Here is a 517-nt window from a genome sequence, read left to right as displayed (position 1 = left end):
AGTTCAGGTATTGGTGAAGCTATCGCACGTCGTTTTAGTGAAGAAGGCCACCCTCTCCTTCTTGTGGCTCGTCGCGTAGAACGTTTAGAAGCACTAAATTTACCAAACACCTTATGTGAAAAAGTCGATGTCACTGACCAAGCGAGTTTGATAACAGCGATTGAAAAAGCAGAAGCTCAATTTGGTCCAGCTGACGTGCTAGTCAACAATGCGGGTGTAATGTTGCTTGGTCAGATCGACACGCAGGACGCCGCTGAATGGAAGCGTATGTTCGACGTTAACGTGCTTGGTTTGCTTAATGGTATGCACTCCGTACTTGCATCAATGAAAGCGCGCAATAGTGGCACAATAATCAACATCAGCTCTATTGCAGGTAAAAAGACGTTCCCTGACCACGCGGCATATTGTGGTACGAAGTTCGCAGTTCATGCAATTTCAGAAAATGTGCGCGAAGAAGTGGCCGCATCAAATGTGCGTGTTACAACTATTGCACCGGGCGCAGTAGAGACGGAACTGC

The 517-nt window shown here is 47.2% G+C and carries 1 protein-coding gene; it reads left to right on the top strand.

Features of this window, described 5'->3' with window-relative positions; all coding sequences use genetic code 11:
• On the top strand, positions 1 to 517 hold a 517-nt coding region (locus R7040_RS29950), incomplete at both ends, for an SDR family oxidoreductase (RefSeq protein ID WP_318098120.1).

Source organism: Vibrio sp. 1069, assembly GCF_033340555.1.
This window is presented reverse-complemented; position numbering and strand designations above follow the sequence as displayed.